The organism is Methylocapsa acidiphila B2, from assembly GCF_000427445.1.
GTDB lineage: Bacteria > Pseudomonadota > Alphaproteobacteria > Rhizobiales > Beijerinckiaceae > Methylocapsa > Methylocapsa acidiphila.
In genome coordinates this window covers 975,734-999,930 of record NZ_KE386496.1, presented here as the reverse complement: position 1 = coordinate 999,930, position 24,197 = coordinate 975,734, and the positions used below count along the sequence as shown (strand labels likewise).

20 protein-coding genes are annotated in these 24,197 nt (G+C 62.1%); 16 read left to right on the top strand and 4 right to left on the bottom strand.

Annotated features, from left to right (window positions below; all coding sequences use genetic code 11):
- Window positions 1-143 precede the first annotated feature (143 nt).
- Window positions 144-5,651, top strand: coding sequence for a GH36-type glycosyl hydrolase domain-containing protein (locus tag METAC_RS22605; RefSeq protein ID WP_156898126.1), 5,508 nt, complete (start codon window positions 144-146; stop codon window positions 5,649-5,651).
- Window positions 5,652-5,721: 70 nt separating this feature from the next.
- Here the strand turns inward: METAC_RS22605 and METAC_RS22600 are convergent, their stop codons facing one another.
- A complete protein-coding gene (locus METAC_RS22600; RefSeq protein ID WP_051335421.1) occupies window positions 5,722-6,198 on the bottom strand; it encodes a universal stress protein in 477 nt (158 codons plus the stop codon).
- Between the two features lie 381 nt (window positions 6,199-6,579).
- Here METAC_RS22600 and METAC_RS22590 point away from each other — a divergent pair, with 381 nt between their 5' ends.
- The 9 genes from METAC_RS22590 (at window position 6,580) to METAC_RS0106330 (ending at window position 15,889) form a co-directional block, all read left to right on the top strand.
- Complete coding sequence (locus METAC_RS22590) at window positions 6,580-8,400, top strand: ABC transporter ATP-binding protein (RefSeq protein ID WP_084143474.1); 1,821 nt, start codon at window positions 6,580-6,582, stop codon at window positions 8,398-8,400.
- Between the two features lie 73 nt (window positions 8,401-8,473).
- Window positions 8,474-9,247 carry a pyridoxine 5'-phosphate synthase gene (locus METAC_RS0106370; RefSeq protein WP_026606388.1) on the top strand — a complete coding sequence of 258 codons (774 nt, stop codon included), beginning with the start codon at window positions 8,474-8,476 and terminating at the stop codon, window positions 9,245-9,247.
- 4 nt (window positions 9,248-9,251) lie between these two features.
- A complete protein-coding gene (gene acpS / locus METAC_RS0106365) occupies window positions 9,252-9,689 on the top strand; it encodes a holo-ACP synthase (protein ID WP_026606387.1) in 438 nt (145 codons plus the stop codon).
- Between the two features lie 334 nt (window positions 9,690-10,023).
- On the top strand, window positions 10,024-10,881 hold the full coding sequence (gene lepB / locus METAC_RS0106360; protein ID WP_051335420.1) for a signal peptidase I: 858 nt from the start codon (window positions 10,024-10,026) through the stop codon (window positions 10,879-10,881).
- A 1-nt stretch (window position 10,882) separates the two neighbouring features.
- Window positions 10,883-11,593, top strand: a complete 711-nt coding sequence (rnc, locus tag METAC_RS0106355) for a ribonuclease III (protein WP_026606385.1) — start codon at window positions 10,883-10,885, stop codon at window positions 11,591-11,593.
- The gene (gene era / locus METAC_RS0106350; RefSeq protein WP_026606384.1) at window positions 11,590-12,504 is read left to right on the top strand and encodes a GTPase Era; all 915 of its coding nucleotides are present in this window, start codon (window positions 11,590-11,592) and stop codon (window positions 12,502-12,504) included. The genes rnc and era overlap by 4 nt, the downstream gene beginning before the upstream one ends.
- A gap of 127 nt (window positions 12,505-12,631) precedes the next feature.
- Window positions 12,632-13,501 carry a YicC/YloC family endoribonuclease gene (locus METAC_RS0106345; RefSeq protein ID WP_245257429.1) on the top strand — a complete coding sequence of 290 codons (870 nt, stop codon included), beginning with the start codon at window positions 12,632-12,634 and terminating at the stop codon, window positions 13,499-13,501.
- Between the two features lie 52 nt (window positions 13,502-13,553).
- Window positions 13,554-14,210, top strand: a complete 657-nt coding sequence (gene gmk / locus METAC_RS0106340) for a guanylate kinase (RefSeq protein ID WP_026606382.1) — start codon at window positions 13,554-13,556, stop codon at window positions 14,208-14,210.
- Window positions 14,211-14,842: 632 nt separating this feature from the next.
- Window positions 14,843-15,889: a glycosyltransferase family 9 protein gene (locus METAC_RS0106330; protein WP_026606380.1), complete on the top strand. Its 1,047-nt coding sequence runs from the start codon at window positions 14,843-14,845 to the stop codon at window positions 15,887-15,889.
- Between the two features lie 44 nt (window positions 15,890-15,933).
- Here METAC_RS0106330 and rfaD read toward each other — a convergent pair whose 3' ends face one another.
- Window positions 15,934-16,914, bottom strand: a complete 981-nt coding sequence (gene rfaD, locus METAC_RS0106325; RefSeq protein ID WP_026606379.1) for an ADP-glyceromanno-heptose 6-epimerase — start codon at window positions 16,912-16,914, stop codon at window positions 15,934-15,936.
- Between the two features lie 269 nt (window positions 16,915-17,183).
- On the opposite strand from rfaD, the gene METAC_RS0106320 reads away from it, so the two are divergent.
- Together METAC_RS0106320 and METAC_RS22585 are read left to right on the top strand one after the other, a co-directional pair.
- Window positions 17,184-17,738, top strand: a complete 555-nt coding sequence (locus METAC_RS0106320; protein WP_026606378.1) for a D-glycero-alpha-D-manno-heptose-1,7-bisphosphate 7-phosphatase — start codon at window positions 17,184-17,186, stop codon at window positions 17,736-17,738.
- A 49-nt stretch (window positions 17,739-17,787) separates the two neighbouring features.
- Complete coding sequence (locus METAC_RS22585; protein WP_051335418.1) at window positions 17,788-19,104, top strand: lipopolysaccharide biosynthesis protein; 1,317 nt, start codon at window positions 17,788-17,790, stop codon at window positions 19,102-19,104.
- Window positions 19,105-19,184: 80 nt separating this feature from the next.
- Here METAC_RS22585 and METAC_RS25130 read toward each other — a convergent pair whose 3' ends face one another.
- Together METAC_RS25130 and METAC_RS0106305 are read right to left on the bottom strand one after the other, a co-directional pair.
- Window positions 19,185-19,985: a class I SAM-dependent methyltransferase gene (locus METAC_RS25130; protein ID WP_026606377.1), complete on the bottom strand. Its 801-nt coding sequence runs from the start codon at window positions 19,983-19,985 to the stop codon at window positions 19,185-19,187.
- A 189-nt stretch (window positions 19,986-20,174) separates the two neighbouring features.
- On the bottom strand, window positions 20,175-20,411 hold the full coding sequence (locus METAC_RS0106305; RefSeq protein ID WP_026606376.1) for an FmdB family zinc ribbon protein: 237 nt from the start codon (window positions 20,409-20,411) through the stop codon (window positions 20,175-20,177).
- Window positions 20,412-20,653: 242 nt separating this feature from the next.
- Between METAC_RS0106305 and METAC_RS0106300 the strand changes: the two genes are divergently transcribed.
- The 4 genes from METAC_RS0106300 to serS all read left to right on the top strand — a co-directional run bounded on the left by METAC_RS0106300 (window position 20,654) and on the right by serS (window position 24,183).
- Window positions 20,654-20,902, top strand: coding sequence for a twin-arginine translocase TatA/TatE family subunit (locus METAC_RS0106300; RefSeq protein ID WP_026606375.1), 249 nt, complete (start codon window positions 20,654-20,656; stop codon window positions 20,900-20,902).
- A gap of 141 nt (window positions 20,903-21,043) precedes the next feature.
- Window positions 21,044-21,643, top strand: coding sequence for a twin-arginine translocase TatA/TatE family subunit (locus METAC_RS25125; RefSeq protein WP_051335417.1), 600 nt, complete (start codon window positions 21,044-21,046; stop codon window positions 21,641-21,643).
- Window positions 21,644-21,719: 76 nt separating this feature from the next.
- Complete coding sequence (gene tatC, locus METAC_RS0106290) at window positions 21,720-22,508, top strand: twin-arginine translocase subunit TatC (protein WP_026606374.1); 789 nt, start codon at window positions 21,720-21,722, stop codon at window positions 22,506-22,508.
- Window positions 22,509-22,683: 175 nt separating this feature from the next.
- Window positions 22,684-24,183 (top strand): serine--tRNA ligase, encoded by a 1,500-nt coding sequence (gene serS / locus METAC_RS0106285; RefSeq protein ID WP_026606373.1) that lies wholly within the window; start codon window positions 22,684-22,686, stop codon window positions 24,181-24,183.
- The last annotated feature ends 14 nt before the right edge of the window (window positions 24,184-24,197 follow it).

The following is a 24,197-nucleotide window of genomic DNA, read 5'->3' as shown; positions in this document are numbered from 1 at the left end:
GCGACAGCCGGTTGCGCGCCTCCTTTCGGGCCCTCTGTCGCTCCTCCGTGGCGGGGCGATCTCGTCAACGCGGGGTTGCGTCAGCCTCGGCGGTTTCGCCTTCTTCGATCTGATACCATCGATGCGAATCGAGGAGCGCCCAAATGAGCATGGCAATGACCATCGAGCGGGCCCGCCCGGCAGGCCTAGTCGCGGGCGGGATTCTGTGCCTCGCCGCATCCGTAGTCTTCAGCGTCGCCGCGCCGCCCCTCGTCGGCGCCTTTCTCGCCGTCCTGCTCGGCGTTTGCGGGCTTGCGACTTTGCACGCGGGCTTCGCCGGGAAGCTGCCGAGGCTCTCCGAATTGGCGATCGACGCCGGCGTGATCGGCGCCTTCGTCGCCTCCCGCGACGATGCGGCCGCGATCTGGCAATTGCCGGCCCATTGGCTCGACCTTTTGCGCCTGACCGCGCCGGGCGCGGGGGCGGCCTGCGCCTTTTATTTCGCCAGCGCCGCCGTCGTAGAGGCGCGCAACCAGCGTCATTTGACGCTTCGCGAAAGCCTATCGATTCTCATCCTGCCGCTTCTGTTCAATCTCCTGCTTTCGCTCGGCTCGACGGCGCTCATGCGAGAGCTCGGCTCATGGCTCGCATTCGGTGCGATCGCTTCCATCGACGTGAGCGTGACCTTGGCGCGGGCCGTCATCCTCTTCGCTTTCGTCGAAATTCTCGTGGGCGCGCTTTGCCTCGTTATGTCCGGGCGCCTTTTCCGCAGCCGGCGATTGCACGCCCTACTTTTCGTCGCGGCGGCCCATGCCGTGCTGACGCCGGCGATCGCGGACCTGCCTCAGGCGGCCGGCGACGCGGGCGCCCTTGCTCAATTCGTGCTGGCGGTCACGTCCGCCGCTCTGGCCCAGGCGGGGCTCTGGGCGATCGTCTTTGTTCTGACCGGGCTCGCCATCGACTCCCTGGAAGGATCCCCGCCAATCTTCGTCACCGCCTATCGCCATTGGAATAATGGTTTCGTGAAAGGCGCGATCTATGGCGGCGTTTTCGTCTTCCTGCTTCTCGCCGCGGCGGCGGCCATGCGCGCGCCGGCGCTCGGCCGGCTTGCCGCAAGCGCTCCTTATCTTTGCGCCGCGATCTTCGGTGCGCTTTTGTTCCCGTTGGCGAAGACGATCGTCGGCAGCTCCGACGGCACGCCGCCTTTCTTCGGACGGCTGATCGACTGCTATCGCAATCCGCGCTCCTATTTGCGCGGCGTCGTCGCTGGGCTGGGCGCGGCTCTGGCGCTGCTCGGCGGCTTGCCCGAGCAAGACGGATTGAGCCGCTTTCTGGCGCTGTTTCTCGTTGGGGCGATCGCCTTTGCGGGAGTCGATCTCGTCTTCGATGCGGCCAATGCGTTTCGCGGCCGCCGCGTGATGGAGTCCTGGCGCATTTATGCGCTCGCGGCCTTGCTCGGCGGCCTCGTCGGCGGCGCCTTGGGCTGGTATTTCGACGCCGCGCAGCTCAACGTCGTCGGCGCCAAATTCTGGACCTATGCGGCGCTGAGCTTTCCGGACTCCGGCCGCGCTGTGAGCCATTCGATCATCTATCCCTGGTTCAGCAAATGGGGTCCGATCGATCTCGGCGCGACCGGCGGCGGCGTCCGGCTTTTCTACAATGAATCCCTTTCGGGCATGATCAACTGGTCAATCGCGGCGTCCTTGTTCAGCGTGAATTTCTTTATTCTAGCGGCGTTGTTCCAGCGCAGTCTCTCGCCCTTGAAGAAGCTTTTCAGCATGGAGGGGTTCAGGGAGCTGTTCGAGCAGACGATCCGAGTGATGCGCTGGGGCCTTTGGATGGCGCCGATCATCAATTCTTTCCTGCGCCAGGCGCCCGATCCGACTTGGTACAATCAGGACGGCGGCGTGCGCACCGTTGCCGCAACCTTCGCGAATCTCGCCATGCCGGCGCAAGACTTCCGGTCTTCGAGCCTCGCCGTCTTCACCGGCCTTCTCGCCTATGATTGGCTCAGGGTCGCCATTTGGTTCGACCACATGGGATTGCGCGTCGCCACCTTGGTGAATCTCACCTTCATCGGCGGAGATCGGGCGGACGAGGCGGCGGCGCGTTTCGCCGGCCACCCGGCTCGGACCCGGATCATCCCCGATCCGATCCGGCGCTTTGCGACTTGGGCGCCCTTGCTCATTCCCTTCTACATTCCACGCGGCGCGGAATGGGACGTCGCCTGGACCGGGGCGGAAGCCATTCGCGCCTCCGCGCCGCCGATGGGGACCCCGGTGGCCGCGCTCGCCGGCGCCTATGTCTTGGCGCTCGGCGGCGCTTGCGTTGCGGCGGGCGTCATCGCGAGGCGATGGAGCCGACGCGGGCCGGGGGGGCCGGCGATGTCAGGCGTCCCCCATGCGGTGAGCGACGGCCCGGCGAGGTTCGGGCTTTCGAACGCCTTCATGGGCCTTGAGCTTCTTTCGGACGGCCGCGGCTACAGCTTTGTGAGCAATGGCATTGCGAGAGGCGGCCATCCGATCGACGTCACCCGCCGTCCGACGGATCCGCTGCAGCTCCGAGGCCGCTTCTTCTACCTGCGCGACGACGGCGATGACGAGCCCTGGAGCATCGGCTACGAGCCCACGCGAACGGCGGCGTCGGATTATTGCGTCGAGCAGCCGAAGCCGGATCGTCTGCGCATCGCCAATAGTTTCGACGGCGTTCGCGCCGAGGCGGAGATCACGCTTTCCGAGGAAGGCTGCGTCGAGATCTGGCGGGTGCGTCTGTCTGAGCTTTCCGGCCGGCCGCGGCGCCTTTTGCTGACGAGCTTTCAGGAATTGGCGCTGCATGAGCCAGGCGCCTATCTGCGCGATCCCGACTTCAACGCAATGCATGTCGAGACATGGTTCGTGAGCGCGCTCAACGCCGTCTTTGCGCGAAACCGCCTTCTGCGCGCGGGAACGTCGGGGCGAATGTCCAAGGAGGTCGCTTTCCATGCTGCCGGGGCGGGCGAAGGGCTTTCCCTGCTCGGTTATGAGGATTCGCGCACGCGCTTCATCGGGGCCGGCGATTTGCGACGGCCGCAGGGCCTCCAAGTCGAGCACTGGCGCAGCCCCGACGATCAAGGAGGGCTCTACACGTTCGATCCTGCGGCGAGCCTCACGATCGCCGTCGACTTGCCGGCGGGCGGCAGCCGCGAGATCATCTTCGTTAATGGCCATGCACGAACGGAAATTGCCGCCGCCCGCGTTCTCGCGAAACATCTGTGCGTCGGCGCGCCGAACGAGCACGAGCTTCAGGCGGCGCGCGCGGATTTTCGCGCCCTTGAGCCGCTTCCACGGCCGTCCGCCAACGCTTGGCCCTTCGCCTTCTCGCCGACGGGCGACGAACTGCGCCTGACGCCCCGCACGCCTCGGCCATGGGCGCATGTTTTGGCGAGCACGACCGGCCATGGCGCCATTGTCTCAAACGACGGCGAAATCCATTCCTTCGCCGGCAACGCCAGGCAGAACGCCCTGACGCCGTTCCGTTTCGAATCGGTTCCGACCTCGCTGCCGGGTCAATTGATCTATGTGGTCGATCTCTCGAGCGGCGAGGTCGACGCTGCCGGCTCTATTCCATTCCGGCGCGCCGATGCGCGCTACGAGGTGGTCTATGGGCTAGGCTTTGTCACATTCCGCAATTCGCGACCAGACACCGAGCTGGAATTGACCTTTTTCGTGCTGCCGTCGGATTCCTCCGACGTGCGCATGCTGACCTTGCGCAATAGGACCGGCAAGCCGAAGGATTTTCGGATCGCGCCTTATTTCGACATCGCGCTCGCCGAGAGTCCGGCCGAAAGCCAGGGGCTCATCCATGCCGTTCGCGACGAGATGTCTGAGGCGCTTCTCTTCGCAAATCCCGCCAATGATTATGAGCAGGGTTGGGCCTTTGCCGCGACGAGTCTGACCGCTGCGACGACCGAGACAGTGCGCGCCCGCTTCATCGGCTCCAAGGGCCGCGATCTCACAAATCCAGTCATGGTCGAGACCGGCGCGGCTGACGGATCGCGCGAGGACGATGGGCGCCGAGTCGCGGCTTTTTCTGGCGTGGTCACCGTGCCGGCCAATGGGGCGATCGACGTCGCCGTAGTGCTCGGGCAGGCGGCTTCGCGCCATCATGCGACAATGGTTGCGAGCGATCTGCGCGATCCGGTCGCCGCGCGCGCGGCGCTTCATGCGACTAAGGCGTGGTGGGAAGATCGGCTCGACGTGGTGCGAGTTGAGACCAATGATCCGGCCTTCGACCGCCTCGTCAATTATTGGCTTCCCTACCAAGTCTTGACTTCGCGGCTTTGGGGACGAACCGGGCCGAACCAGCGCGGCGGCGCGACCGGTTTTCGCGACCAGCTTCAAGACGTGCTGCCTTTCCTGCTTTTGGATCCGACTCTTGCGCGCCGTCAGATCGCGCTTCACGCGGGCCAGCAATTTCCGGAAGGCGACGTGCTGAAATGGTGGCATGCGGCGCCCGATGGACGCACCGGCGTCGGGCAGCGGACGCGCGCCTCCGATCCGCATCTTTGGTTGCCCTATGTGGTCGCGCGCTATCTCGCGGCGACGGGGGATCACTCCCTGCTCGATGAAAATATCCCCTATCTCGAGGGTCCGCCCGTGCCGAAAGGTGCGTCGGATATTTTCATCGCGCCGCGCGCCTCACGCGAGAGCGGCGACGTCTATGACCATTGCCGGCGCGCCATCGCCTATTCGCTTGCCCATATGGGCGCGCATGGCCTGCCGCTCATCGGCTCTGGCGACTGGAACGACGGCATCGACCGCATCGGCGTCAAAGGGCGTGGCGAGAGCGTGTGGATGGGATTTTTCCTTCACGACGTGCTGACGAGCTTCAGCGAGATCGCGCGCGGCAAGCAAGACGAAGCGGCGGCGCGCTTCTATTCCGGCGCGGCGGAGAGGCTCGCGCGCGCGCTCGAGCAGGCTTGGCTCGGCGATCGCTATGCGCTCGCCTTCGACGACATGGGCCGCGTCCTCGATCCGCAGAGCGCGATGACGGCCGCCTGGCCTATCCTCTCGGGCGCAGTCGATTTCGAGCGCGGGCTCCAAGCCCTTGAGCAAGGGCTCGAGCATCTCGAAAAATCGGATCGCATTCTTCTCCTCGATCCGCCATTTGATGAATGTTCCGAGCCTTATCCGGGCCGGATCGCCGATTATCCGCCAGGCGTGCGCGAGAATGGCGGCCAATATTCCCATGGCGTCTCATGGACGATCGACGCCTATGTGCGCCTCGCGGAGCTTGCGATGCAGGCCGGCGATCAAGCGCTCGCGGCGCGCCTCAAGGCGCGCGCCCTTACATGCTGGACCAAGATCTCTCCGATTGGAAAAACCGAGGGAGATCGGCTCGCGGTCTATGGCCTCGCCCCGCATCAGCAGCCGGCCGATATTTACGACGGAGGCGGCTATTCGGGCCGGGGCGGTTGGTCTTGGTACACTGGCTCGGCCGCGCGCATGCTCTCGACGGCCTATGCGATCTTGGGACTCGAGGCGCGCCATGGGGAGATCGTGGCGGCGGACGATCTTTTCGCGCCAAAAGGGGCCCTGCAGGTGAAATCAATCAGCTTGAAAGGACAGACGCTTCGCGCCCCTAGCCGAGTCCAGGCGATTTTCGGAAGGCGCGCGTCGGCGCGGTCGGTTTGACGAGATTCGCGGCTCAGGCGCCCCAGCTTTGCGGCGCAGGCTTCGGTGAACTCGGCGTGAGCCCCGGTCGTCAGGAGGCGAAGGGCGGCGTGAGCCAGGAGACCGCGCCCGGATGTTCCTTATGCGGCCGCACGACCAAGACGGAACAGTTGGCGTGGCGCACGATCTTCTGGGCGTTGGAGCCCAGGAGATAAGTGCTCATCGAGGGGTTATGCGATCCGATGATGATGAGATCGGCGCCCCATTCCTCGGCTTCGGTGAGGACCTCGTCATAGGCCGCTCCGGTGCGCAGGATATGTGTGAAGCGGCCCTCGGGAATATTGGCCTTTTTCGCGAGATCCTCGAAGAGCGAGACGACGGCCTTTTCCCGCTCCGGGCCTACGTGCGGCGGTAGGAATTCCTGAAAACTATAGGGAATTTCTGGAAACACATGAATCATGCGGACGGCGCCGTCGCTCAGGGCCGTCAATTGCGCGGCGAGAAAGACGCCAAGCTCGGCGAGCGTCGGTTCGGCGGCGTCGATTGGGACGAGAATTTTTCTGAACATGCGCCCTCCTGGACTCCGCGCTCATTGAGCGCTTCAAGAAAGACTCGATCAGGGAGCGACTCGTTGATGCAGATCAGCGAAACAGAGCCCGTGCGGGCTGATTCGCCCATTTCGCGGCCTCAGCGCGACGCGATGGGCCGCCGAATTGCTGCGCAATCGCGCGATCACGAAAAAATTGCTCGACAATTCCGGTCGTGACATGCTCCAGCTCAACAAAATGTGAGCGGCGCCCTGCGCGCGCGGCCATTGGCGCTCCGGTGGCGAGAATTCGCTCCGGCCATTCATTCATCTTCATCCTCATGTCGCTTTCGGCGCGTCCGACGCGCGGCGGCATGGAGGTCGTCTCGGGATCGCGGCGGCGACGAGCCCTCGCGCAGAATCATGTCCGCATCGGCATTCGCGCAGGTCCTGCGCTTCGTCTGGCGTTATTGGCGCAGAAGCCCCCGGCTGTTGGCGGCCCTGGTCGTGTTGCGCATCGCCTCGTCCTTGATCGACGTAGCGACGCCCTTCGCGGCTGGCCATCTCGTCGACGCCGTGGCCGCTGAGGTCCGCGACGTCGGGCGCGTGATCGAGGCGCTGGCTTGGCTTCTCGGCATCGTTCTGGCGTTCCAGATTTTGCGCAGCGCGGTCGAGTTCATCATCATCCGCTTCACGGCCGACGCGATGTCTGCGCTCGTCGGCGAGGCCTTCGCCAGAGTTCAACGTTTTTCCGCCGACTGGCACGCGAATTCCTTCGCGGGCGCGACGGTCCGCAAGATCACGCGCGGCATGTGGGCCTTCGACACATTCACCGACGCCATGGTCTTTCAATTCGCGCCGGCCATCATCGTGATCTTGACGATCAGCACGATCTTTCTCGCGCGCTGGCCCATGCTCGGCGTCCTGGTGACTCTGTCCATTTTCGCCTATCTCGCCGTCAGCATCGGGCTTTCGGTCGCCTGGGTCGCGCCTGCGAGCAGCGCCGCGCAAGCGTTGGATTCGCGCATGAGCGCCTCTCTCGCCGATGCGCTGACCGCCAATGCGGCGGTCAAGGCTTTCGCCGCCGAGCCGAGGGAGGAGGCGAGCTTCGCCGGGCTGACGGCGGCCTGGAAGGCGCGGACCCTCGTGTCCTGGCGGCGAGGCGCCTATGCGGGAATAGCGCAATCCGGCGTCTTGCTCGGCATGCAGGTCTTGATGCTCGGCGCTGGAATTTGGCTTTGGGCGCGCGGCGAAGTTGGGCCCGGCGACATGGCGAGCCTCGTTTCGGTTCAAGCCCTGGTGCGCGGCTATCTACGCGACATCGGCCAGCATGTCCGCAATGCGCAGCGCGCCTTGAACGAGATGGAGGATGTCGCCGCCTTCTGCGAGACGGCCCCTCATGTCGACGACATGCCGGGCGCGAGGCCGCTCATCGTGTCGCGTGGGGAAATCACTTTCGACAAGGCGAGCTTTGGCTATGCCGCTGGGGCAGGGCTTCTCTTCGATCGTCTTTCGCTCGAAATTCGGCCAGGTGAGAAAGTCGGGCTCGTCGGGCCGTCCGGTTCCGGTAAGTCCACCTTCGTCAAGCTGTTGCAGCGTCTTTACGATCTGGACGACGGACGAATTTTGATCGACGGGCAGGACATCGCCGGGGTGACTCAGGCGAGCTTGCGTCGAGCGATCGGCCTTGTCCCGCAAGATCCGGCGCTGTTTCATCGCTCGATCGCCGAAAATATCGCCTATGGCCGGCCGGACGCGACCCCTGCCGAAATCGCGGAGTCCGCAACGCTCGCGCATGCGGATCTTTTCGTCGAGGCTCTGCCGGCGGGCTACCGGACTCTTGTCGGCGAGCGAGGCGTCAAGCTTTCGGGGGGCGAGCGGCAGCGGGTGGCGATCGCCCGCGCGATCCTGGCGGGAACGCCGATCCTCGTCCTCGACGAAGCGACATCGAGCCTCGACTCCGTCTCGGAAGCCTTGATCCGCGACGCCATCGACCATTTATCGGCCGGACGCACGACGATCGTCGTCGCCCATCGCCTGTCGACGGTTCAACGCCTCGATCGGATTCTCGTCTTCAAGGCCGGCCGCATCATCGAGGACGGAACCCACAAAGAACTCGTGGCGAAGCCGGGCGGGGTCTACCGGCGCCTATTCGAGACGCAGAACGAAGGGGCTTTATCGGAAGACCCGGACGAAGAGCCGCGCGCCCGTCGGTTCGGATGGCGGTCCCGCGTGTTTTCGTGATAACCAACGCCGCATCGGCCAGCGCGGTTCGCCGCCGCGCGGCTAACCCTGCTCCGATCGAAGGCCGAGCTTCATGCCGAACCCGCGCCGCCTGCGCCTGGGCGTCAATATCGATCATGTCGCGACGCTGCGTAATGCGCGCGGCGGCGCCGTTCCTGATCCGCTTCGTGCGGCGCTCTTGGCGATCGAGGCCGGCGCCGACGGCATTACCGCTCATCTCCGCGAGGATCGCCGCCATATTCGCGACGAGGACATGGCGCGCCTCAAGGCCACGATCTTCAAGCCGCTCAATTTCGAGATGGCGGCGACCGACCAGATGCTCGACATCGCCCTCAAGACCAAGCCTCATGCGGCCTGCCTCGTTCCCGAGAAGCGGACGGAGCGCACGACGGAAGGGGGCCTCGACGTCATCGGAGGCCATGATTATTTGAAGCCTTTCGCGTCGGAATTGGCGCGCGCCGGCGTCAGGGTCTCGTTGTTCATCGAGCCTGCGATCGAGGCGATCGACGCGGCCGCGGAGATCGGCGCTCCGGTAATCGAGCTTCACACCGGCGCCTGGTGCAACGCGGCGATCGAAGGCGACGCCGCAAAGGCGGCGCGCGAATTCGCGCGGATCGAGTCCGCCGCGGCCCACGCGGAAGCGCGCGGGATCGAGTGCCATGCCGGGCACGGGCTGGATTTCGACACCGCCCGGATCATCTCGGCCTTGCCGCAGATCGTCGAGCTCAACATTGGCCATTTCTTGGTTAGCGAAGCGGTGTTCATTGGGCTCGGCGCTGCGGTGGAAAAGATGCGCGCGGCCATGGACGCCGGTCGGACTTGCGTCGTGCGAAGCGATTCGGATTGAGCGAATGATCATTGGTTTCGGCAATGACCTTTGCGATATTCGGCGCATCGAGCGTGCGCTAGACCGCTTTGGCGAGCGATTCGTCAATCGTTGCTTCACTGAGGTCGAGCGGCGAAAATCCGACGGCCGGACGGGGCGGGCGGCCTCCTACGCCAAGCGCTTCGCCGCCAAGGAGGCCTGCGCCAAAGCCCTCGGCACGGGGCTGCGAGTCGGCGTCGCCTGGCGCGAATTGGGCGTCGTTAATTTGCCGTCAGGCAAGCCCACGATGCGATTGACGGGGGGCGCCGCGGCCCGGTTGGCCAAATTGACGCCGTCGGGACGCCGCGCAATTATTCATCTGACCCTGACCGACGAATATCCGCTAGCGCAAGCGCAGGTCATTATCGAGGCGTTGGAAGACGCGGCCATTGTCGACGGAGCGCCGAGCGACGCCGGCCCTTGAGATCAAGATAATTGTGGATCAAACGATCCGCCGTTTGGAAGAAAACGGATCGAACGGGCGTGAGGAAAACCTTGGCCTATGGCCGGCTTCACTTTTTTCTGATCCGCCGCGCGTGGTTTTGGCCCTCAACGCATGCTCTATACCCGCGTTTCGTCGCATGGTAATGAGCGGCTATTCTGTCCGACGGCGCGCCCTAAGCAAAGTCCGCACCATTTCGGCGCACAATCGAATAGCGGCGGGCGGCCGAGCCTTTAAAACACAGACTTTCGTTTGCCGCGGCGGTTCTTGATGCGGCCTCGGCTTCGATGGAAAATGCTCGAGAAAGATAACCAAGATGAGTGAGCCAGTGCGGTTGAAGGAAAAGAGCGACGAGGCGGATCGCGCAAAGGAAGGCGGTTGGGGCGATGCTGCGAAAGTCGCGCTGCAGGCCCTTCTCATCGCGCTCGTGGTCCGCACTTTCTTGTTCCAGCCCTTCAACATCCCCTCGGGCTCGATGATCCCGACCCTGCTGATCGGCGATTATCTCTTCGTGTCCAAATATGCCTACGGCTATTCCAGGTATTCATTCCCCTGCGTCCCGAATGTTTTGGACGTCGGCAAGCAAATATTCGTGGATTCCAGGACCGAAGTCAGATCTTATTGTCTGCCCGCGTCGTTGCTCTCCGGCCGCATTTTCGCTTCGCCGCCTAAGCGCGGCGATGTGGTCGTGTTCAAGCTGCCGCGCGACGGTCAGACGGATTACATTAAGCGCGTGATCGGCCTGCCCGGCGACCGGATCCAAATGCGCGAGGGCCGTCTCTATATCAATGGTGAGATCACGCCGCGCCAGCCGATCGCCAAGGCCCACACGGAAGATTTCTACGGTCGTGAAACCGATGTTCCGACCTATGAGGAGACCCTGCCGGGCGGAGTGAAGCACACGATCATCGAAATTCAAGGCGATACGGGCTTCAAGGACAATACCGAAGTCTATGAAGTGCCCCCCGGGCATTACTTTATGATGGGCGATAATCGCGACAATTCCACCGACAGCCGCTATTCGCCGGACGAGAACGGCGTCGGCTATGTGCCGTTTGAAAATTTGGTCGGACGGGCGGAGGTCATCTTCTGGTCCATCAAAGGGCCTTTCTGGGCGGTCTGGGAATGGCCGTGGACGGTGCGGTTCGGCCGGATGCTGAAGCCAGTGAATTAGGATGACGCGACAGGCTCTGGACGTCGGCGCGCTGGAGGCCCGCATTGGCCATAGATTCGCCGATCGCGGCCTCATCAACGCCGCCTTGACCCATATGAGCGCCGTGAACGGATCCCGGCGCGAAACTTATCAGCGGCTCGAATTTCTCGGCGATCGGGTGCTCGGGCTTGTCATTTCGGAAATGCTCTACGAGTCCTTTCCCTCCGCGGAGGAAGGCGAATTGTCGCGCCGCCTCGCGGATCTCGTCCGCAAAGAGACTTGCGCCGAGGTCGCGCTCGAATGGGGGACGCAAGCCTTTATTCGCCTCGGCGAAAGCGAAAGGCAGGAGGATTTCACCAAGACCGCGATCCTCGGCGACATTTGCGAATCGATCATCGGCGCAATCTTTCTCGACGCCGGCTACGCGGCGGCCAAAGGCGTCGTGCGTGAGGCCTTCGAGGCCCGGATGCGCTCACCGCGGCGGCCCTTGCGGGATCCCAAGACGGCCTTGCAGGAATGGGCGCAGGCGCGGGGATTGCCGACGCCGCTTTATCGCGAGATCGGGCGCTCGGGACCCGATCACGCGCCCGAATTCACCATTGCGGTCGAAATTCAGGGCTTTACGCCTGCCGTGGCGCGCGGCTCGGCGAAACGTTTGGCGGAACAATCCGCCGCGGCGGATTTCATCTCCCGCGAGGGCATCGAACAAATCAGCCGAAAGGGCGTGGCGTGAACGCGGACATCGACGTCAAGACCCGTTGTGGCTTCGTCGCTCTCATCGGCGCGCCGAATGCGGGAAAATCGACGCTGATCAATCAGCTCGTCGGAGCGAAAGTCTCGATCGTCTCGCGCAAGGTTCAAACCACGCGCACGCTGGTGCGTGGGATCGCCCTCGATGGCGGCGCACAGATCATCTTCGTCGACACGCCCGGCATATTCGCGCCGAAGCGGCGCCTCGATAGAGCGATGGTGAGCTCAGCCTGGAGCGGCGCCGGGGACGCCGACGCGGTCGCTTTGCTTGTCGATGCGCGAAAGGGCAGGGACGAGGAGGTCGACGCCATTCTCGCGGGCCTCGGGCAAGTTCGCGCGGTGAAAATCCTCGTCTTGAATAAGATCGACACGGTCGAGCCGCCGCGACTTCTCGACCTCGCCGCCGCGCTCAACGCAGCACTGCCTTTTTCCGACACATTCATGATCTCAGCCCTGCGTGGCCATGGCGTCCCCAAGTTTAAGCAAGCGCTTGGCGCATTGATGCCGGCGGGGCCCTGGCTTTATCCGGAAGACCAGATTTCCGACGCGCCCTTGCGATCTCTCGCCGCGGAAATCACCCGTGAAAAGATCTTCGAGCGCTTGCATGACGAGCTGCCTTACCAATCGACCGTCGAGACCGAGCTTTGGAAGGACATGCCGGATGGTTCGGCCAGGGTCGAGCAGACTATCTATGTCATGCGCGAAGGCCATAAGAAGATCGTGATTGGAGAAGGCGGTCGCACGATCAAGGCGATCGGGACGGCGGCGCGCAAGGAAATCATGGCCGCGGCCGAGCAAACCGTTCATCTCTTTCTATTCGTCAAGGTGCGCGAGAACTGGCCGGATGATCCGGAGCGCTATCGTGAGATGGGGCTCGACTTCCCGAAATCCTGACGGTCGTCTCGGGGCGGCCGAAGCGAGAAAGATGGGCGGCCGCCACCTTGAGTGGGAGCCGCCTCAGCCCTATGGTGCGGCGACGGGTCATGGGGCTGTAGCGTTGAATTCTAAGATGATCGCCAGCATGACCGGCTTTGCCGGAGCGTCGGGAACTGTCGGAGCCTGCCGTTGGAGCTGGGAGCTCAAGTCGGTCAACGCCAAGGGGCTCGACGTCAGGCTTCGCCTTGCGCAAGGCTTTGATCCGATCGAGCCCGACGCCCGATTGAGAATCACCCAAAAGCTCGCGCGCGGGACAATCTACGCCTCGTTGACGGCGCAGCGCGAATCGACGGGTCCCGAAATTCGCGTCAACCACGATCTATTGCAAAGGCTTGTGACCGCGGTCGCGGGGGTGGACCTCCAGGGCGCCGTCGCGCCAGCGACGCTCGACGGGTTGCTCGCCGTGCGCGGCGTCGTCGAAGTTGCCGATGCGGCCGAGACCGAAGCGGAAATGTTTCGGGCGCGGGCGTCGGCGATCGCCGGACTGGATGAGGCGCTCGAAGCTTTGACCGCAATGCGGCTGCGCGAAGGCGCAGCGCTCGCCGCCGTGCTGAGCGAGCGTCTCGATCACATCGCCAGGCTGACGCAAGCCGCCGAGCTCTGCCCGGGCCGCAAGCCGGAAGCGGTGCGCGCGCGTCTCGAGCAGTCGCTCGCCGCCCTCGCCGGACATGCGGGTCTCGATCAGAATCGTCTGCATCAGGAGGCTCTCATGCTCGCCGCGAAGGCGGATATCCGCGAAGAGCTGGACCGTTTGGCTGCTCATGCGGCGGCGGCGCGCGATCTTCTTGGAGCGGGAGGCGCGGTCGGGCGCAGGCTTGATTTTCTCGCGCAGGAACTGGGGCGCGAGGCGAACACGCTTTGCGCGAAATCAAACGATGCGAGCCTGACTGCACTTGGCCTCGAGCTTCGTGTCGAGATAGAGCAGTTTCGCGAGCAGATTCAGAATATCGAGTAGGCCTCATGCGGACGAACGCGCGCTTCGCGGGCCGAGCTTTGCGAGTTAAGAAATGATACGGACGCAAAGCGAGCCGGGGCTTCCGCGGCGCGGCTTGATGTTGATTCTGTCGTCGCCGTCCGGCGCGGGGAAGACGACTTTGACGAGGATGCTGCTCCAGACCAAGGAGCTCGATCTCACCTTGTCGATTTCCGTCACCACTCGGTCGCGCCGGTCGAGCGAGGTCGACGGGATTCACTATACATTCATCAGCAAGAAGCAGTTCGAGGCTCTACGCGACGCCGGCGAGCTACTCGAATGGGCGGAAGTCCATGGCAATTTTTACGGGACCCCGCGCGAGCCGGTCGAGAAAGTGCTGGCGCAAGGCCGCGACGTTCTCTTCGACATCGACTATCAGGGCACGCAGCAGGTCAGGCAGGCGGTCGGTTCGGACGTCGTGACAATCTTCATCCTTCCGCCCTCGATCGCGGAATTGCGCTCGCGCCTCGAACGCCGCGCCGAAGATCCTCCTGATGTCATTGCGCGCCGGTTGGATAATGCGCGCAATGAAATCAGGCGCTGGACGCAATATGACTATGTTCTGATCAACGCCGATCTGCAAAGCACCTTTGACGATTTGCATGCAATCCTGACCGCGGAGCGGCGTCGGGCGACCCGCGCCCAGCAAGGAATCAGCGCCTTTGTCGAGAAATTGCTGGCGAATCGATAAGCAACAAAGGAGCGAGGCGGGATAGCCCATGCCGACCGCGCGCCTAAGCTGCAATTTTGACTTGTATCTATTCAAAAATTGTGAAGACCCTGGTCAAAGCGGCCTTTTCTCTAGGTCGCGAAATACTTTCGTTTGGGACGAGCTTCATGTTAATATAACAATTATACGTCACAAGCTCGGCACAGCTTCGTTTATCTTGAGTGAGCCGTTCCTTGTCCTGAGCAATCCCAGCGCGTCGAGGCGGCGGGCCTCGATGGCGGACCAACTTCGCGACAAGGTTCTTCTCCAAAAACCTGAGTTGCGATGCGATCTCGCCCTTTTGGACTTAGGGCGCTTAGAGGGCTGTCAATTCGCATGTTTCGGCCTCGCTTCCTCGGCTACGAAAAGCGACGTCGGCGAGAATGCTGGGAAAGCCAATGCCCAATGCTCGGAAATTGACTAAATATTTCGACTCCGGCCAGTTTTGGCTTCGGCTCGAGAAAATCAGGACCGATATCGTCGATTGGGCGAGGCGAAGATTGTGCAGTTGGACGGCGAGGACCATGTCTGAGGGCGAGCCGGGAGGCGGCGACGGGTCGTTTGGCGATGGGCGGCGCCGTGACCGCGGACAGGGAATAGCAAAGGCGTCGTCGTTGAGTCAGACGAAAAAGTCGGACCAGCGGATCCTGATCTATCGCTTGGGCAGCCTTGGCGACACCATTGTCGCTCTGCCTTGCCTCCACAAGGTCGCGGAGGCCTTCCCCGACGCCGAGCGCTATGTATTGACTAATTTCCCGGTCTCGACCAAGGCGGCGCCGCTTGAGGCCATCTTGGCGAATTCCGGGCTGATCGACGGCGCGATCCCTTATCCGGTCGGGTTGCGATCGATCAGCAAGCTGCTTGCCCTGTCTTGGAGGCTGCGGAAATTCGGCGCCTCGACCCTGATTTATCTGTCGGCGCCGCGCGGCGAATTCTCGGTCTATCGCGATATCGTCTTTTTCTTCCTCTGCGGGTTCACCCGCATTATCGGCGCGCCGACAACCAAGGATTTGCGCTTGTGCCGCAGGGATCCCGACACCGGCGAGCTCGAGCCGGAATGCGTCCGGCTATCCCGCACAATCGCCGACCTCGGGGCTGTCGATTTAGAGAATCCCGCTAGCTGGGATTTGCGGCTGACCGCCCAGGAGCGGGAGGTCGCTGCGCAAATCATCGCTCCCTTCAACGGCAGGCCCTATATCGCCATCAACATGGGCGGAAAAGACCCGGCCAAGTTATGGGGCGAGGCAAATTGGAGCTGGCTTTTGGACGATCTCGCGGGCGATCTCGGCGGGTACGGTTTGCTGGTCGTGGGAGCGCCTGATGACGCCGCCTGCGTCGCGCCAATCACGCAGCATTGGCCGAGCGAGGTGGTGAATGCGTGCGGCCGTCTTCTCCCGCGCGAAAGTGCGGCGGCGTTGCAAGACGCCCGCTTGTTTATCGGCCATGACTCAGGACCATTGCATCTCGCAGCCGCCTGCGGCGTCACTTGCGTTGGGCTCTTCGGCGACGTCAACGAGCCGAGGCAGTGGCATCCCTATGGCGCCCGCCACACGATCATTCACCGCACCGAGGGCATCGCTTCGATCCGCGTCGATGAAGTCGCGGCGGCTGCGCGCGCGGCTCTGCTGGCCTCGACGGCCGCGATGCGGGCGCCGCAATAAGATTTCGCTACAGGCCGAGCAGACGAGTCGCCTGATCGCCCTCACTATCTGTAGCGGTCTTCCGCCGCCAGATGTTGCTTGACGTAGATCTCTACCGCTTCCTCGAGCTTGAGAAATGGTAGGTTGTAACCCGCCGATCGTAGCTTATCAGTGCTCGCCTCTGTGAAATATTGGTAGCGGCTTCTCAGCTCCATCGGCATGTCGATATATTCAATGTTGGGTTCGTGGCCCGCGGCGCGATAGGCCGCCGAGACTAGATCGGCAAAGGACCGCGCCTGCCCGGTGCCAACATTGTAGATTCCGGACTCGGCTTCTCCTCTTGCGAAATGGAGGACGGCCTTGCACACGTCATAAACAAAAATAAAGTCTCGCGTCTGTCCGCCGTCGGAAAAGTCGGGCCGGTGCGACTTGAACAGTTTCGCCGGCTTGCCGAGCAATATGTCTGGGGCGAGCTTGCACACAACGCTGCGCATGCTCTCCTTGTGATATTCATTCGGCCCGAAAACATTGAAGAACTTGAGCCCGTACCAATGTGGCGGCGCCGGGTCTGTGGATTTGACCGCAAACAGATCGAACATATGTTTGCTCCAGCCATAGAGGTTCAGAGGCCTTAGCTGGCGGAGCCCCTCATAGTCCAAACGGTCATCGAAATGATCGGTGCGATCGCCGTAGGTCGCGGCGGAGGAGGCGTAGACAAAGGTCGCGCCATTGGCGGCGCACCACTCCCATAACATCTTCGTGTATTGATAATTTCGCTTCAGCACCAAATTGCCGTCGGTCGCGGTCGTCGCGCTAATGGCGCCCATATGAAGCACGGCGTCGATCCGCTTGCCTTTCGCGGAGGCGAGAACTCCCTCCAATTGCTCAGGCAAAAGCAGATCATGAAACGAGCGCTTGCTCAGGTTTTCCCAGCGGCCATCGTCAGAGAGCCAGTCACAGGCAATGATGTCGTCGCGCCCGGCCTCGTTCAGATCCGCGACGAGATTTGATCCGATGAAGCCAGCGGCGCCGGTGACGAGAATCATTTACGACCTCAATGTGACGATGAGCGGCGGAGCGGGAGATCGGCGCCGCCTTATGGATAGCGCGTATGCGACGAGCCGAGGAATATCGCGCGGAGTCAGTTTCCGCAAGTTGACGCAGCGCGACTACGCTTTGAATGTGCTTACGCCTAACCTATGGACGCCTCGGTGGACTCGGGTTAAAACGGCGTCGCAACATGAAAAGGCTGCGTCGCTCGCGCAAACGCTCAACTTTGACGGGCGCGGCCTTGTCTCCCCTTTCAAGGCTCGGCATGCCGTCTCCAGCTATCTTCCTCGATCGTGACGGGACGATCATCGTCGAGAAAAACTACCTCGGCGATCCCGAGCAGGTTGTTCTGCTCGAAGGCGCCGCGGAAGGCCTGCGCGCCATGGCCAAGTACGCTTTCCCTTTCGTGATCGTCTCAAATCAATCGGGCGTCGGGCGCGGCTATTTTTCCATCGACCAGGCGCATGCCGTCGAACGAAGGCTGGAAGCGCTTTTGGCGCAGGAGGGCGTGACGATCGCTGGTTGGTATATGTGCCCTCACGCGCCGGATGAGAGCTGCGCTTGTCGCAAACCGCTTCCCGGCATGATTCGATCCGCGGTCCAAGATCTCGATATAGATCCGGCGCGTTCCTTTGTGATCGGGGACAAGCGGAGCGACATAGATCTCGCCGTCGCGGTCGGCGCGAAGGGGATTCTCGTCACCACCGGCCATGGTCATTTGGACGTCGATTACGCGCGCTCCATCGCCGCGCCGGTTTGCCGCGATCTCATCGAGGCCGCCGAGGAAGTCGCTCGCCATTTGGCGCGCGAAGATGTTTAAGTCCGCCGAGGCATCGCCTTCAACGCTTTCTCCAGATCGAAAGAGTCAAATGGCGTCATCGAGTTCGCTGCGCCGGGTCGGCTTCACCTTCGGCGCGCATATTTTCAATCAAGTCGTCAACATCGTCGTGCAGATCGCCCTGGTGCCGATCCTGCTTTTCGGCTGGGGAACCGAACGCTACGGCGTCTGGCTGCTCCTGTCCGCGATCCCGGTCTATCTGACCTTCAGCGATTTTGGCTTCACGCTGAGCGCGAAGAACGAGATGACGATGCGCGTGGCGAAGGGGGATCAGCACGGCGCCGTCGTCATCTATCAGAGCGTCTTGATGCTGCTCAATATGGTCGCGGTCGGCGTCGTCGCTGTGATCGTCGTCGCGCTTCTCAGCATCCGGCTCGGGTCGTTCCTGAATCTCGGCGAGGTGTCGGAAGGACAGGCGAAGCTCGCGCTTTTTCTCCTTTTGATGAACGTCATCCTCTACCAATATTTTCTGCTCTTGTCCGGCGGCATGCGCGCCGCGGGTCGCCCCGCCACCGAGGTGGCCATCGCGGCCTTGAGTAGGCTTGCGACCGGATTGGTCACCGCAGTCGCCGCTGTTTTCGGAGGCGATCTCGTCGTCGCCGCCGCAATCATCATTGTAGACGGTGTTTTGAGCATCATTTTAATGATTTTTTGGCTCCGCGCGATCGCGCCATGGCTGGAGCTAGGAACGCGGCATGCGTCCTGGCTTGAGGTGAAGCGCTTGTTTCATCCCTCGGTCAGCTTCATGTCGCAGACTCTCGGCCAGACGCTCGCGATCAGCGGTCCGGTCATGGTTCTCGGAATGGTCGTCCGGCCCCTCGACGTCGTCACCTATTCGACTTGCCGGACCCTCGCGCGGCTCGGCACGACTGCGACCAATGTGATGGGTTGGCCCCTCGTGCCTGAATATTCGCGCTTGTTCGGCTTGGGGAATATCGCCGTTTTTCGGCGATTGGCGTTGATGCAGTTCGCCGCTTCGGCCGGAGTTTCCGCTGTTTATTTTGTCAGCCTTTATTTTCTCGGCGGGTGGATTCTGTCGCTTTGGACCAAAGGGGCGGTCAGCCTCGTGCAGCCGTTTTTCACTCTGCTTCTGGTCTCTATCGTCGGTGAGATGTTGTGGAGCACGCTCCTGATCCCGCTTGCCGCCATCAACCGCCATGTCGTCACGGCGAACACCTATGGCGCGCTCTCTTTCTTAGGCGTGGTCTGCAGCTATTTCCTCGCCGAGCCCTATGGGCTCACCGGCGTCGTCCTGCCGGCGATCGTCGTCAATACGATCATGATGGCCATGGTCGGGGTGCAGTTGTCCCGCCGTACGCCCAAGGAGACTAAAAAGGAGAACGAATAGGGGGAGACCGGCGCGTCTTTGCTCGCCTGCCACGGACTCATTGGATGCGGGACCTGTCCCGCATCGGCTTGCGCAGACGCCTATCGCGCCGCCTTGCGCGCCGTCACGAATATGTTGGCGGATAAAATATGTCCCCTAATCACGCCGGTCTCGGCCGCGATCCAAAGAATGGCGCCGGCGCGCATGATCGACCAGAGGATCGCGCGCAGCGTACTCTTCAGCCCGTGTCGCACCGGCCCCAACTCGCTCGCTTGAATGTCTTCGAAGCCGAGCGGCGCCAGGACCTGCGCAAGCGAGAACAGGGTGTAAGGCCGCTCATGCGTGAGGTCGCCCGCGAAGACGCCGCCGCAAAAAGGCGAGGCGCCGTTCGGGACGCGAATGAGCAAACGCCCGCCGGGCTTCAAGATGCGATGGATTTCGCGACAGGCGTCCAGGAGTTCGGGGCGTGTGAAATGCTCGAACACGTCGAAAGCAGTAATGGTCTCGAACGTGCTTGTAGGCTTCGACTTTAGAAACGCCAATCCGTCGCCCGCCGTGAGTTCGGCGGACGTCCGCTGCGACGCTATTTCGATGAGGCGCTCTGAAGAATCGACGCCGGACAGGCGTCGATAGCCGAGCTTTTCCGCGACCGATAAAAGCAACCCGTCACCACATCCGAAATCAAGGAGCGGTCCGTCCTTGCCGGGGGGCAGAGCCCCGCGCAGCAAGACTTGGAGTTGCCAAGATCGTTGGACGTCGTCGTCGCGAATGTGGTCCCCGAGGGCCGGATGCGTCTCGGTGTAAGAATCATAGATAAATCGCCGGAATTCGTCGAGGCTCGCCTGTTCGCGCGACGGTGACGACATGGGAAGCGCAGCCTTGTCGAAGTAAGCCTTAGCCATTAGCTCGAGCCGAACCTGCTTAGGCTTTCCGGCTCTTCATATCAAGCATATGTGTATGAATTGGCGCCGCGCAGCCAATTTCCGCCTAAGGGCCAATCACATCGGAGAGCGCCGCGGCGCTCGGCGCCGAACATCAGTCCAAAGCCGCGGGTCCCGTCGAGCCCTCCCGGCTTTCGAGCCTTTGTCTGTCTAGCTTTTCTTGGTCTGCAATTCCTTCTTGTTGAAATTGGTGAGATCGCCTCCAGCCGCCGCCGCCCGCCGCCAGGATTTGGCGATAGCGGGATATTTGATCTCGACGCAAATCTTGGCGACCTGTTGCTGCAATTTCTCGCTGCCGCATGACGGGCAGGCGGGAACGTCGGAGGATCGAACCAAAAGCTCGAACTCGGCGTTGCAATCCTGGCAATTATAGACGTAGAGCGGCATCAAATCCTCGTGTCTTTGATTGCGTGAAGAGCATGGAATCCCTGAGGATCGCGCGCATTAAAGCAAATTTTGCGCCGATGCGCGCCTGAAAGTCGAGGAGCCGGCGGACCAAGCCGGGGCCCGACCGCTGTGCATGGCGCAAAAGCCGCCAGCCTTTCTTGTCTTTGCGGCTCTGGACGCATAGGTTCTCGGAACTAAAGGCGCAAGGACCCCGCCGGGGTCTCGCATCGGAGGTTTACGCGATGGGCGGTCTATCGATCTGGCATTGGCTTATCGTCGGAGGCGTGGCGTTGCTTCTCTTCGGCGGCAAAGGCAAAATTTCGGATATTATGGGCGACGTCGCCAAGGGCATCAAATCCTTCAAGAAGGGCCTGTCGGAAGACGAGGACAAAGCCGACCCCTCCAAGGGCGGCGAGGCGGCGCTCCGTAGCCTTGACCATCAGCCGGGGGTCGATTCGGCCAAGGCGCCGGACGCTCGTAAGGTCGGTTGAATGCGCGCAGCTGCTTTGCGGTCGCGTCTGGCCTTGAGCGAAGCGCGCCTTCCACGAGACGCTCTGCAGCCGGCTGGCGGCCCGATAGCGAGATGCCGATCCTGACCCTGTCCCGATCGTCTAGGCGAGCTTTATCCGTTCATGTTCGAATTTGACGCCGGCAAACTCATCATCATCGGAATCGTGGCGCTGATCGTCATCGGGCCGAAGGAACTTCCGGGCGTGCTGCGCCAGCTTGGGCAGGCGGTCGGCAAGATGCGGCGCATGGCGGCCGAGTTTCAAGGCCAGTTCATGGAGGCGATGCGCGAAGCCGACATGGCCGACATTAAGGCGGATGTCGATAAGCTCGCCAATAGCGCCAAGCTTGACGTAGGCTTTAACCCGATCGCCGAAATCGAAAGCCAGGTCCGGGGCGCAGTCGACGCCGCCGGCAAGCCCCCGTCCGAAGCCATCGATGCGCTAGCGCTCGCCGCTCCGCATGCCGCCGAATCATCATTGAACTCCATCGAGATCCCCCGCCTTCCCGAAGCGGCGCCTGAGGGCGGCGATTCGCTTCTCGCGGCCTGGATCGCGCCGGCGCCGGTCGAGGGTGAGGCTGCGGCGGCCTCGTCCAAAGCGCCAGTCGCCGGCGTCGAAGCCGAGATGCAGGCGCTCGCCCATGCGCTTGAGGCTGAGATGCGGGGCCAGGAGGCCGCGGTTGGCGTCGCAACGCCCGCCGGCGAGGCGCGAAATCCGGCGTGACTTTCCCGCCAAGCCGGTCCATTGAGCCTGTGCGTTCGGCTCGCGCGGCCGCAATCTTCTCGGGGACAAGCCCTAAATGACCGACGCCGACATAGAGGCGACCAAGGCGCCTTTGATGGATCATCTGATCGAGCTGCGGTCGCGGCTGATCAAGGCGCTCTTGGCCTTCCTCGTGATGTTTCTTATCTCGTTCTATTTCGCCAAGGATATTTACAACATACTCGTCATGCCTTTCGAGCATGTCGCCGGGCCGGACGCCCGCCTAATTTACACGGCGCCGCAGGAATATTTCTTCACGCAGATCAAGGTGGCCCTGTTCACGGCCGCATTCTTGTCCTGTCCCATTGTCTTCGGGCAGCTTTATGCTTTTGTGGCGCCTGGTCTCTACAGGCATGAACGCAAGGCCTTCGCGCCCTATCTTTTCGCCACCCCGATCTTCTTCGCGCTGGGCGGGCTCGTCGTCTATTTCATCGTCATGCCGAATCTTCTGCGCTTCTTCATCGGCATGCAGCAGGCTAAGGAGCCGGGCAGGGCGCAGATCGAGCTTTTGCCGCGCGTCAGCGAATATTTGTCGCTGATTATGACCCTGATCTTCGCCTTTGGAATCACCTTCCAGCTGCCTGTGATTCTGACCCTTCTCGGGCGGGTCGGAATCATCTCGTCGGAATTTCTGCGCAACAAGAGGCGCTACGCTGTCGTTCTTGTCTTTGTCGTCGCGGCGATCCTGACCCCGCCTGATATATTTTCCATGCTGGCGCTCGCGGCGCCGGCGCTTCTGCTTTACGAGGCCTCGATTCTCTCCGTGGCCTGGATCGAGAAAGCGCGAGAGGCGGAGAAAGCAGGCGGAGACACTCCCACGGCGTGAGTCGGCGCGCGCATTGCCCTTGTCGCGCGCCCATTGCCCTTAATGCTGATGAGGGTCTGAAACACCCCTCTCGAAGCAAGAGGGCGCCCTAGGACCGGGATGAATTCATCCTTCGTGACGTCGGCTTCGCCGGCTCCTTAGGATGAAAGCTTTGGCGCCATATGGACGAAATTTTATGTACGATATTAAATGGATACGGGAAAACCCTGAGATTTTCGATAAGGGCCGCGAGAGGCGCGGACTGGAACCGCTCGGCGAAAAGCTGCTGGGGCTCGACGACGCGCGGCGCGCGGCCATCGCGAAATCACAGGCCGTGCAGGAACGCCGCAACGCCGCCTCGAAAGAGATCGGCCAGGCCATGGCCGCGAAAGATTCCGCTCGCGCTGAAGCGTTAAAGGCCGAGGTCGCCGAGCTCAAGGCGGGATTTTCCGCTCTTGAGGCCGCGGAGCGCGAGGCCATCGCGTTCTTAGACAAGGCCTTATCAGAAATACCTAATCTGCCGCTCGAAGATGTGCCCTTCGGCAAGGACGAGAATGACAATCCCGAGCTGCGCCGCGTCGGCGAGCCGTCGAAATTCGCTTTTCAACCGAAGGAGCATTTTGAAATCGGCGAGGCGCTGGGCCTCATGGATTTCGAGACCGCGACCAAGATTTCCGGCGCGCGATTCGTAGTCAATAAAGGGCCTTTGGCGCGGCTGGAGCGGGCGTTGGGCCAGTTCATGCTCGATCTACATACCGGCGAGCACGGCTATACGGAGGTCAATCCGCCACTCATCGCAAATAGTGCGGCGATGTATGGCACGGCGCAGCTTCCAAAATTTCGTTCCGACCAATTTTTTGCGTCCAGTGAAATCGATTGGAGCGACATCGATAGCATTCTTGAATCAGAGCGCGAAAATCCGTGGCTGATAAAATCGATGCACCCAGATAAAGTGCGCAGTCTCTCTCAGAAAATTGCGAATATTAGTTTGGAGGATGAGGCCGAGTATGCCGCTGAGCACGAGGGAGGGAGTCGAATCCTGCGGGAATTTATTGATGGCACGGGGCTTCGAGGTCTTAGCAGGTTTTCCTACCTCATCCCCACCGCCGAAGTCCCGCTCACCAATCTCGTCCGCGAATCGATTCTGGAAGAGAAGCAGCTTCCCCTCCGCGTCACCGCCTGCACGCCTTGCTTTCGCGCCGAAGCTGGATCGGCGGGCCGCGACACGCGCGGCATGATTCGCCAGCATCAATTCACCAAGGTCGAGCTCGTCTCCATCACGACTCCCGAAAATTCGCTCGTCGAGCATGAGCGCATGCTTTCCTGCGCCGAGGAAGTGCTGAAACGCCTGGGTCTCGCCTATCGCGTCGTCACGCTCTGCACCGGCGACATGGGCTTCGCCTCGCAAAAGACGTTCGACATCGAGGTCTGGCTGCCGGGACAGAATCGCTATCGCGAGATTTCCTCTGTCTCCGTCTGCGGGGATTTCCAGGCGCGGCGGATGAACGCCCGTTATCGCCCCGAAGGCGCGAAGGCGACCCGATTCGTCCATACGCTCAATGGCTCTGGCGTGGCGGTTGGCCGCGCGCTCGTCGCCGTGCTGGAGAATTACCAGAACGAGAACGGCTCCGTGACCGTGCCCGAGGCGCTGCGCCCCTATATGGGCGGCCTCGCGCACATCGAACAGCCAAGATAATGCCTGAGTATTGG